11 protein-coding genes are annotated in these 9,634 nt (G+C 72.9%); 5 read left to right on the top strand and 6 right to left on the bottom strand.

Going from position 1 to position 9,634, the window contains the following annotated elements; all coding sequences use genetic code 11:
* The coding region (locus ACZ56U_RS38065; RefSeq protein WP_469088516.1) for a hypothetical protein at positions 1–483 on the top strand (483 nt) is incomplete at its 5' end.
* 15 nt (positions 484–498) lie between these two features.
* Here ACZ56U_RS38065 and ACZ56U_RS38060 read toward each other — a convergent pair.
* Entirely contained in the window at positions 499–1,023 is a 525-nt protein-coding gene (locus ACZ56U_RS38060; protein ID WP_469088515.1) for a type III secretion system chaperone family protein, read from the bottom strand.
* The gene (mshA, locus tag ACZ56U_RS38055; RefSeq protein WP_469088514.1) at positions 1,016–2,353 is read right to left on the bottom strand and encodes a D-inositol-3-phosphate glycosyltransferase; all 1,338 of its coding nucleotides are present in this window, start codon (positions 2,351–2,353) and stop codon (positions 1,016–1,018) included. Before mshA ends, ACZ56U_RS38060 begins: the two co-directional genes overlap by 8 nt.
* Before the next feature lie 207 nt (positions 2,354–2,560).
* Here mshA and ACZ56U_RS38050 point away from each other — a divergent pair, with 207 nt between their 5' ends.
* The 3 genes from ACZ56U_RS38050 to ACZ56U_RS38040 all read left to right on the top strand — a co-directional run bounded on the left by ACZ56U_RS38050 (position 2,561) and on the right by ACZ56U_RS38040 (position 6,385).
* Positions 2,561–3,355: a class I SAM-dependent methyltransferase gene (locus ACZ56U_RS38050; protein WP_469088513.1), complete on the top strand. Its 795-nt coding sequence runs from the start codon at positions 2,561–2,563 to the stop codon at positions 3,353–3,355.
* A 302-nt stretch (positions 3,356–3,657) separates the two neighbouring features.
* Positions 3,658–4,743, top strand: a complete 1,086-nt coding sequence (locus ACZ56U_RS38045) for a C40 family peptidase (protein WP_469088512.1) — start codon at positions 3,658–3,660, stop codon at positions 4,741–4,743.
* Between the two features lie 337 nt (positions 4,744–5,080).
* Positions 5,081–6,385: a PP2C family protein-serine/threonine phosphatase gene (locus tag ACZ56U_RS38040; protein WP_469088511.1), complete on the top strand. Its 1,305-nt coding sequence runs from the start codon at positions 5,081–5,083 to the stop codon at positions 6,383–6,385.
* Positions 6,386–6,413: 28 nt separating this feature from the next.
* On the opposite strand, the gene ACZ56U_RS38035 is transcribed toward ACZ56U_RS38040, so the two are convergent.
* From ACZ56U_RS38035 to ACZ56U_RS38025, 3 genes are all read right to left on the bottom strand, one after another.
* Complete coding sequence (locus ACZ56U_RS38035) at positions 6,414–6,740, bottom strand: DUF2516 family protein (protein ID WP_469088510.1); 327 nt, start codon at positions 6,738–6,740, stop codon at positions 6,414–6,416.
* A gap of 114 nt (positions 6,741–6,854) precedes the next feature.
* The gene (locus ACZ56U_RS38030; protein WP_469088509.1) at positions 6,855–7,571 is read right to left on the bottom strand and encodes a hypothetical protein; all 717 of its coding nucleotides are present in this window, start codon (positions 7,569–7,571) and stop codon (positions 6,855–6,857) included.
* A gap of 65 nt (positions 7,572–7,636) precedes the next feature.
* Positions 7,637–8,191 (bottom strand): helix-turn-helix domain-containing protein, encoded by a 555-nt coding sequence (locus ACZ56U_RS38025; protein WP_469088508.1) that lies wholly within the window; start codon positions 8,189–8,191, stop codon positions 7,637–7,639.
* A gap of 145 nt (positions 8,192–8,336) precedes the next feature.
* Between ACZ56U_RS38025 and ACZ56U_RS38020 the strand changes: the two genes are divergently transcribed.
* A complete protein-coding gene (locus tag ACZ56U_RS38020) occupies positions 8,337–8,930 on the top strand; it encodes a DinB family protein (RefSeq protein WP_469088507.1) in 594 nt (197 codons plus the stop codon).
* Between the two features lie 7 nt (positions 8,931–8,937).
* On the opposite strand, the gene ACZ56U_RS38015 is transcribed toward ACZ56U_RS38020, so the two are convergent.
* Positions 8,938–9,408 carry an HAD domain-containing protein gene (locus tag ACZ56U_RS38015; RefSeq protein ID WP_469088506.1) on the bottom strand — a complete coding sequence of 157 codons (471 nt, stop codon included), beginning with the start codon at positions 9,406–9,408 and terminating at the stop codon, positions 8,938–8,940.
* Between the last annotated feature and the right edge of the window lie 226 nt (positions 9,409–9,634).

Below are 9,634 nucleotides of genomic sequence, written 5' to 3'. Positions count from 1 at the left end.
CCCCGCACCGTGCGGGTCAGACGTTTCTCGACCACCGTCGTCGGCGCGGCCGCCCTGGTCGCCCTCAGCGTCGGCGCCGCCCTCGCGGCGACCTCGGACGAGGAGCCCACCGCCGAACCCTCCGCGGAGATCAGCGTCCCGGCGGACGGCGGCACGGGCGGCTCAGGCTCCGACGGCGGCACCACCGGCGGCGGCGACCCGAGTCCGACGTTCACGGAACCGGACGAGCCCACCGAGGAACCCACCGACGAACCGACCGTGGAACCCACCGACGGGCCGTCCGCACCCAGCGAGCTGGACGAGCTCAACCGGCGTGTCGCGGAGCTCGACAAGAAGGTCGACGAGCTGCCCACCAAGAAGGAACTCGCGGACGCCCTGCGCGCGTTCGCCGACGAACTCGACAAGAGCGACCCTTCCGGCGAGCACCCCGACCCCACCGGCCAGCCCCGGCCGGACTCGTCCCTGCCGCCCGGCGATTCCTGACGCGCCGGCCCGGGGTCAGTTGGACCGGTCCGACCCCTCGGCCGGGCGCTGCGTCAGGTGGGCGAACGCGTCCAGGTTGCGCGTCGGCTCACCCCGGGCCACCCGCCACTCGTACTCCTTGCGGATCGCGGACGCGAAACCGAGTTCCAGCAGGGTGTTGAAGCTGCCGTCCGCCGCCTCCAGCGTCTGGCCGAGCAGGCGGTCGATCTCGTCGGGGGTCACGGCGGCCAGCGGGAGCTTGCCGGTGAGGTAGACGTCGCCGTGCTGGTCGACGGCGTAACTCACGCCGTACAGCTTGAGGTTGCGCTCCAGGAGCCAGCGGTGGACGCCTTGTTCGTTCTCGTCGGGGTGGCGGATGACGAAGGCGTTCAGGGAGAGGGAGTGCCGGCCGACCAGGAGGGAGAGCGTCGTCTTCAGCTTGCGGGTGCCGGGGAGCTGGACGACGTAGTTGCCGACGGCGGGGCTCTCCCACTCCAGCTCGGCGTCCTTCAGGACGCCCTCGATGACCCGTGCCGCCTTCTCCGTCTCCGTGTCAGCCATGGTGGGAGCGTACGCGACGCCGGTGCGCCTGCATCGCGGCCGTGTAGACGTCCGCGGTCGCGGCGGCCGCGGTGTCCCAGCCGAAGGACTGGGCGTGCCGGGCGGCCTCCGCGCCCATCCGGGTCGCCGTCTGCGGGTCGTCGGCGAAGGCGCGCAGCACGCGCGCGTAGTCGGCGGGATCGTGCCCTCGTACGAGGAATCCCGTACGGCCGTCCCGGACCGCGACCGGCAGTCCGCCGACCGCGGCCGCCAGGACGGGTGTGCCGGCCGCCTGGGCCTCTATGGCGACCAGGCCGAAGGACTCGCTGTACGACGGCATCACGAGGACGGACGCGGCGCGGAACCAGTCCGCGAGCTGCTCCTGGCCGACGGGCGGGCGGAACCGTACGACATCGGCGATGCCGAGCCGGGCCGCCAGCTTCTGCAGACCCTCCGGTTTGGCGAGACCGCTGCCACTGGGGCCGCCGACCACGGGGACGACCAGGCGGGAACGCAGTTCCGGGCGCTCGTCGAGCAGGACGGCGACGGCTCGCAGGAGGATGTCCGGGGCCTTCAGGGGCTGGATGCGGCCCGCGAAGAGAGGGATCAGCGCGTCCTGGGGCAGGCCGAGGCGGGCGCGGGCGGCGGCGCGGCCGTCGGCGGGGCGGAAGCGGTCGAGGTTGACGCCGGGGTGGACGACGGCGACCTTGCCGGGGTCGGCGCTGTAATGGCGTACGAGCTCGTCGGCCTCCTCGGCGGTGTTGGCGATGAGGCGGTCGGCGGCGTCGACGATCTGGGTCTCGCCGATGACGCGGGCGGCGGGCTCGGGGGTGTCGCCGTCGGCGAGGTTGGCGTTCTTGACCTTGGCCATGGTGTGCATGGCGTGGACCAGGGGCACGCCCCAGCGCTGGGCGGCGAGCCAGCCGACGTGGCCGGAGAGCCAGTAGTGCGAGTGGACGAGGTCGTAGTGGCCGGGGCGGTGGCCGGCCCAGGCCTGCATCACGCCGTGGGTAAAGGCGCACAGCTGGGCGGGGAGCTCTTCCTTGGCGAGACCCTCGTAGGGGCCCGCGTCGACGTGGCGGACGAGGACGCCGGGAGCGAGCTGGACGGTGGGCTCCAGGGCGGCCGTCGTCGCGCGCGTGAAGATCTCGACCTCGATGTTGATCGCGGCCAGGCGCTGCGCGAGCTCGACGATGTAGACGTTCATGCCGCCCGCGTCGCCGGTGCCGGGCTGGTGGAGCGGGGAGGTGTGCACGGAGAGCATCGCGATACGGCGGGGGCGGCGGTGCAGCCGCAGGCGCGGGGGCGTGGCCGGGGAGCGACGCCCGAGCCTGCCGACGTACTGGCTCACGTGGCGGTCCTCCTCGCTGCGGGCATGTCGGACGGAGGGCGCGCCCTCCACGGGGGTGCAACATCGGAGGGGCGGCTTCCCATTCCGGGCGCGGCGAATTTTGCCTGGGTATTACCGGATGTCGCTCAACTGTTCGGGGCTGGGGTGCGTAGGGGGTGTACTCGGGCCGGTGGGGCCGGGGTGTTCCGGCCGCATACCCTCGTAGGCATGACAGCCCGCGCAGCGCACCGCCCCGTGGGCACGGTCACGCGCGGGACGACCAACCCCAATCGGCTCCGGCGCATGGACCGCTGGATCGCCGCGACCCACGGGGCCGCGCTGCGGCGGGCCGGGGAACCCGTCGCCGTCGACCTGGGGTACGGGGCCGCACCCTGGACCGCCGTCGAGCTGCTCGCGCGGCTGCGCACCGTCGCTCCCCGCGCGCGGGTCGTGGGGGTGGAGATCGAGCCCGCGCGCGTGGCGGCCGCGAAGCCGTACGAGCGCGAGGGGCTCGAGTTCCGGCACGGGGGGTTCGAGATCCCCGTGACCGGGCGGCCGCTGCTCATCCGGGCCGCCAACGTGCTGCGGCAGTACGACGCGGGCGAGGTCGCCGAGGTCTGGGCGCGGCTGTGCGCACGGCTGGCGCCGGGCGGGCTGCTCGTGGAGGGGACCTGCGACGAGATCGGGCGACGGCATGTGTGGGTCGCGCTCGGGCAGGAGGGGCCGCGGACGGTCACCTTCGCCACCCGTCTGGGGTCACTGGAGCGGCCCTCCGACCTCGCCGAGCGGCTGCCGAAGGCGCTGATCCACCGGAACGTGCCCGGCGAGCCCGTGCACGCCTTCCTGCGGGACTTCGACCGCGCCTGGGCCGCCGCCGCCCCCTACGCCTCCTACGGCGCCCGGCAGCGCTGGACGCGCGCGGTGCGGGACCTGACGGCCGACTGGCCGGTCCTGGACCGGCCGGTGCGGTGGCGGCAGGGGGAAGTGACCGTGGCGTGGGGGGCGTTGGCGCCGCGAGGGTGAAGTCCCCCGCGGGCTCCCTCGCGGGCTCCCTCGCCGGCTCCCTCGCGGCCTGCCCCGCGCCCTGCCCCGCCCTCTGACCCGCGCCCTGCCCCGCGCTCTGAGCTGCGGGGAACGATCTCCGTGAGTCGTTCGTCACACAGGCGGGGAGATCGTCGTGCGGGGGCCGGAATCGGGGGAAGCACCATGTGAGCGGCGCCGAAGCCGCACCGAGGCACAGCCCCTGTCGCTTTACGGCGCGACATGGCACGATCCCCCAAGCGTCCGTAAGTTACTGACGGTAAATCAGATGTGGGGGCAGGGGTATGGGTGCGGGCAAGCGCGGGCTGATCACAGCCGCCGTCACCGTGGTCTGCGCGGTCACCGTACTGGCGGCACCGGGCACGGCGTTCGCCGCCCCGGGCCCGACACCCTCGCCGTCCGCGACCCCGTCCGGCGCCCCGACCACCGCGGCGGACAAGGACCTTGAGGCCGTACGCGCGAAGCTGGACGCCCTCTATCACGACGCCGCCGTGGCCACGGACGCGTACAACGCCGCCGAGGAGGCCGCCGACCAGCAGTCGGCCGCGATCGTGGCGCTGGCGAAGAAGATCGTCAGGGGTCAGGAGAGGCTGGCCGAGCTGAAGAAGCGCGCCGGCAGCGCGGCCGCCGCCCAGTACCGCACCGGCGGACTGCCCGACGAGGCCCAGCTGATGCTCAGCGACGACCCGCAGGAGTTCCTCGACGGCACCGGACGCGTGCTCCAGGGCCAGCGCGCCACCAAGGGGCTCATCGCGGAAATGACCCGCACCCAGGAGGACTTGGAGCAGTACGCCAAGGACGCCTCCGCCCAGTGGGACAAGCTCGAGGCCAACCGCAAGGCCAAGGCCGTCGCCAAGAAGAAGATCAAGAAGCAGATCGCGGCGGCCGAGGACCTCGAGTCCCAGCTGGAGAAGGAGGAGAAGGAGCGGCTCGCCCGGCTGGAGCAACAGGCCGCCTCCCAGGCGCAGACCGCCTGGCTGGACTCCGGGATCCTCGACGAGATCAGCAGCAAGGCCTCCGCCCAGGGCAAGAAGGCCGTGGAGTACGCGACCGCCCAGATCGGCAAGCCGTACGAGTGGGGCGCCGAGGGTCCGGGGGCCTACGACTGCTCAGGGCTGACCTCACAGGCCTGGGCGAGCGCCGGACAGGCGATCCCGCGGACCTCGCAGCAGCAGTGGAAGCAGCTGGAGCACGTGGACGTCAGGGACATGCGGCCCGGCGACCTCGTCATCTACAACTCCGACGCCAGCCATGTCGCGATGTACATAGGGGACGGCGCGATCGTCCACGCCCCGCGTCCCGGGCGGACGGTGACGGTCGCCGGCGCGGGATCGATGCCGATCCTGGCGGTCGTACGGCCGGACGCCTGACGCCGCGCGTGGAGCGCCGGAGCCCGAGACCGGGGTCGGTCGTACGGCCGTACGCCTGACGCCGCGCCAGGGGCGCCGGAGCCTGAGACCGGGGTCACGTGACGCAGGGCACCCGGTGCGTCGGACAAACCCCTCGGCGACGTGACGTTCGTCATTCCCGCACCTCGGGCGGGGTGTCCAACTGCGGGGGAAAACGCGGCATATGACAGTGGCCCCGTGCCGAGACGGGTGCCCCGCACCATTCCGTTGCGGCGCCGAGTACCGCTATGGTCCCCGTCGGTGGGTCGAGGTCCCTCGCCCCGCCATGCCCTCGGGGGGAGGGAAGGAACCCAAGACGATGCCCGTACCCGTACCGCGGCAGAGAGCGATCCCGGCCGTGGAAAGTGGTCAGGCGCCGGCCGCACCCGCACCTGGCGGCCCTTCCAGGGAAGAGGCCCCACGCACGGACGGCACGGCCGAGAAGCACAACGGCACCCAGTTGACGCTGCTGGTGATCGAGGACGATCCGGGCGGCTCCACGGTCGTGCCCGAGCTCCTCGACGCCGCCGGCAACCCGATCCGTGTCCGTACCGCCCGCAACCTCACCGAGGCCGAGCGGCTGCTCACCGACGACGTCCACTGCATCCTGCTGGACCTCGCCCTGCCCGCCCCCGCGCGCGGCGCCGCCGACGACGAGCTCGCCGTGCTCAAGCACGTGCTGGAGCTCGCGCCCCGGCACGCCGTCCTCGCCCTCACCGCCGCCGGCGACGCCGAGCGCGGCGCCGAAGCGGTCCGGGTGGGCGCCCAGGACTACCTCTTCCGGGACGAGCTGGACAGCCGGCTGCTGAGCCGAGCGATCCGGTACGCCGTGGAGCGGAAGCGCTCCGACACGGCCGAGCGGCGACTCGCCGAGGGCCGGTTGCGGGTGCAGGAGAACCGGCGCCTGGAGCGCGGGCTGCTGCCCACCCCGCTGCTCGAGGGCTCCTCGCTGCGGTTCGCCGCGCGCTACCGCCCGGGCCGCTCACGCGCGCTGCTCGGCGGCGACTTCTACGACGTCGTCCGCACCCCCGACGGCACGGTCCACGCCATGATCGGCGACGTCTGCGGGCACGGCCCCGACGAGGCGGCGCTCGGCGTCGAGCTGCGGATCGCCTGGCGGGCACTCACGCTCGCGGGACTGTGCGGGGACCAGCTGCTCGGCACCTTGCAGCAGGTCCTGGAGCACGAGCGGCCCGACGACGAGATCTTCGCGACGCTGTGCACGGTCGACATCGCGCCGGACGGGCGGCGGGCGGGCCTGTGCCTGGCCGGGCACCCCTCGCCGCTGGTCGCCCGCCCCGGACGGCCGGCCCAGCTGCTGCCGTACGACAACAACGGCCCCGCGCTCGGGCTGCTGCCCGGTGCGCGGTGGCCGCGGACGCAGGTGGAGCTGGGGCGCGAGTGGAGCCTGATGCTCTACACCGACGGTCTGATCGAGGGCCGGGTCGGGGCCGGCGGGGAACGGCTCGGTCAGGACGGCATGGTGTCGATGGTCCGCCGGCAGCTCGCCGAGGGGCTGGGCGGCGAGGCGCTGCTGCGGGCGGCCGTCAGCGAGGTGCGGGAGCTGAACGGCGGCGAGCTGACGGACGACGTGGCGGTGCTGCTGCTGGACCGGACGGCGTGAGGCAGCCCGTCACGGGCCGCCCTCGCTTCTAACGGCCGCCGTTGTAGGGGCCGTACGGGCCGTCGCTGCTGCTGCCGCCGCGGCCTCGGCCGCCGGAGACCTGGCGCAGGGCGGGGCGGACGTCCACGAGGAAGACGATCGAGGCGACCAGGCCGGCGAGCTGGAGGAAGAGCATCGGCACCAGCAGGTTCACCGCGACCGCGACGCCGAGGATGATCAGCCAGAAACCCTTGTTCTGCTTGCTGGCGGCCCGGTACGCGTCCTCACGGAACACGGCGGCCATCACGAAGGCCACGACCGCGAATCCCAGCATCGCGAGGTAGAGAATCCACATCAACCCCGCGAACCCCTGCATCAGCACAGCGTCCACCACCTGACTCGGCTCGTCGTTACGCGGTCACCGTACCCGGAGAACGGGCCGGGCACCCCAGGGGTGCCCGGCCCGTCCCAGAAGTGCCGTGGGTCTCGCTTACTTGGCGGGCGGCGTCGTCTTCTTGGCGGTGGTCTTCTTCGCCGGGGCCTTGCGGGCGGGGGCGGCGGGGGTCTTCTTCGCGGCAGGGGCGGTCGCGGCCGCAGGGGTGGTCACAGGCGCCGGGGCGGGAGTGGCCGCGGCGGGCTTGACCTCGGCGACCTTGGCCTCGGTGGGCTTCGGCTCGTCCTTGACCTCGACCGGCCGGGCGTTGGGCTCCACCGCGATGGCGAGCTCCTCGATCTCCTCGGCGGCCTCGCCACGCCAGGTGCGCACGGCCTGCTCGCCGTGCTCGGCGACCTTCTCGTAGGTCTCGCGGGCCTTCACGGCGTACTCGGCGGCAACGCCGACACCGCGCAGGGCGAGGTCCTGGGCGTTCTCGCCGATCTTCTTCAGGTCGGCGTCGAGGGTCGAGCCGAGCTTCTTGATGTCGCCGTCGAGGCTCGCGATGAACTCGCCGACCCTGGCCTGGAGGGACTCCTGGGCCTCCTTGGCCTTGGCACTGGCCTCCTTGGCGCGGGCGGCGGCCTTCTCCTGCACGGCCTTGGGGTCGGTGCCGCGCACGGCCTCGATCCGGGCCGGGGCCTCGGCGCGCAGCTGCTCGACGATGGCGGGCACCTTCTTGGCCTCTTGCAGGGCCAGGTCTCCGGCGCCGGCCAGGAAGTAGAGGGGCGTCGGGTCGGTGACGGCCTTGCGGATGTCGTCGGTGATGGCCATGGTGGTGGTCCTCCCGGATCGCGTTCGCTTGAGGGTTTTGTATCCCGCGGTCAGCCCGTGCCGTGTCAACCGGCCGTCTGCCGCGGGTCGGCGTCGCCGCCGTCGGCCGTGCGGGGTGCCGTGGTCTTCTTGCGGGTACGGCGCTTGGTGGTGCTGCCCTGGGCGTCGTCGCCCGGCACGTCGGCCGCGGGGGTGGTCTTGGGTTCCACGGAGGAATGCTCCCCGGGCTCCTGGGTGTCCTCGGTGTCCTGTGCGCCCTGGGCGTCGATCCCGAACCCGTTCTCCTTGCGGAAGGACTCGTAGATCTGCAGCAGCACCTGCTTCTGCCGCTCGTTGAGCGTGGGGTCGGCGATGATGACGGCGCGCGTCTCCACCTCGTCCCGGTCACGCTCGGCGTCGAGGATGCCGGCGCGGACGTACAGCGTCTCGGCGGAGATCCGCAGCGCCTTGGCGACCTGCTGCAACACCTCCGCGCTCGGCTTGCGCAGCCCGCGCTCGATCTGGCTCAGATACGGATTGGACACCCCGGCGGCGTCGGCGAGCTGCCTGAGCGAGAGCTGAGCGTTCCGCCGCTGCTCGCGCAGGTAATCACCGAGATTGCCGACGTTGAGCGATGCCATGCCCCCACTGTGCCCGACCCTTGCTAACTTTTGCAAGCGCCCGCTTGCAAAAGTGCTCCACACCACCCTTTCGGGGGAAGGCGGCTGACCGGGCGGCTCCGCAATTGCCGTGCCTGTGGATCCCGTGCCCTCCAGACTGGCCCCCATGGCAGAAACCGAACCCAAAGACGTCCTCCGCTACTACCTCCAGTCCGCCCGCGACGCCCTGTTGTGGAAGGTGGACGGGGTGTCGGAGTACGACGTGCGGCGGCCGCTGACACCGACCGGTACCAATCTGCTGGGGCTGGTGAAGCACGCGGCCGGGGTGGAGTTGGGGTATCTCGGGGACACCTTCGGGCGTCCGTCGGGCGAGCCGCTCCCCTGGCGGGACGCCGACGCCGAGCCCAACGGCGACATGTGGGCCACCGCCGAGGAGTCCCGCGAGGACATCGTGGGCCTGTACCGCAGGGCCTGGGCGCACGCGGACGCGACGCTCGCCGCGCTGCCCTTGGACACGCTCGGCCATGTGCCGTGGTGGCCGGACGGCAAGGACGAGGTGACGCTGCATCACGCCCTGGTCCGGGTCATCGCCGACACCCACCGGCACGCCGGACACGCCGACATCCTCCGCGAACTCCTGGACGGAGCCGTCGGCATGAACGACGGCAACGACAGCATGCCCTCGCACGACCCGGCCTGGTGGCAGGCCTACCGGGACCGTCTGGAGCACGCGGCGCGGGAGGCCGGGCGGAAGACCTGACCCCGCTCTACGTCCGCAGCCACCGCGCCACGGCCTCGACATCCGCGTCGGTGAGCCCGCAGCGGTGATCGACGCGGTGCAGCAGGGCCGGTGCCCGGTGGTGGGCCGCCACCCACGTCCGGTCGGCGGCGCCGATCTCGTCGTCGACCCACACGAAGGACCGGCCCGCCGCGCGGTCGACGAGCGTCCGCGTCTTCCAGTGCGGTCCACCCGCCGGCCCGTCGTGCGGCTCCGGCCAGCCCACGGCGGGGAGCGGGGGCAGCCCGAGCCAGGGAGCGAGGAGGCCGTTGGCGTCCTCGGCCGGCCAGGTCGTGGCCCAGACGAGTTCGCAGCCGAGTGCCGTGAGCCGCGCCCCCAGAGCGGGGTCGACGCGGTCGAGGAGGGGATGGCGGGCCGTCACCGGACCCTCGTGGCGCGGATACGGCCGCGAGGAACCGAACGGCAGGATCGTCCCGTCGATGTCGAGGAAGAGAATCATCGTCGGCCAGCATGCACCGCGGCAGCCCCCGCGCACCCGCCGATATTCGGTGGCGCCCCGCACGATCACGGGGCTACCGTCCCTCCCATGACTGCCGGGTTTGCGGCCACGGGCCGCGCGACGGTCGGGTGCCCGGCCTCCGAGTGAGGCCCGCGCGGGTCAGAGGCCCGCCGCTTTCTCCTCGCCTTCGCCCTCACCGACGTACGCGACGAAGAGAAGGACGAGA

This window comes from Streptomyces sp. NPDC034103, assembly GCF_055575395.1.
Note: the sequence above shows the minus strand (reverse complement) of the source record. Positions and strands in the feature narration are given on the sequence as shown.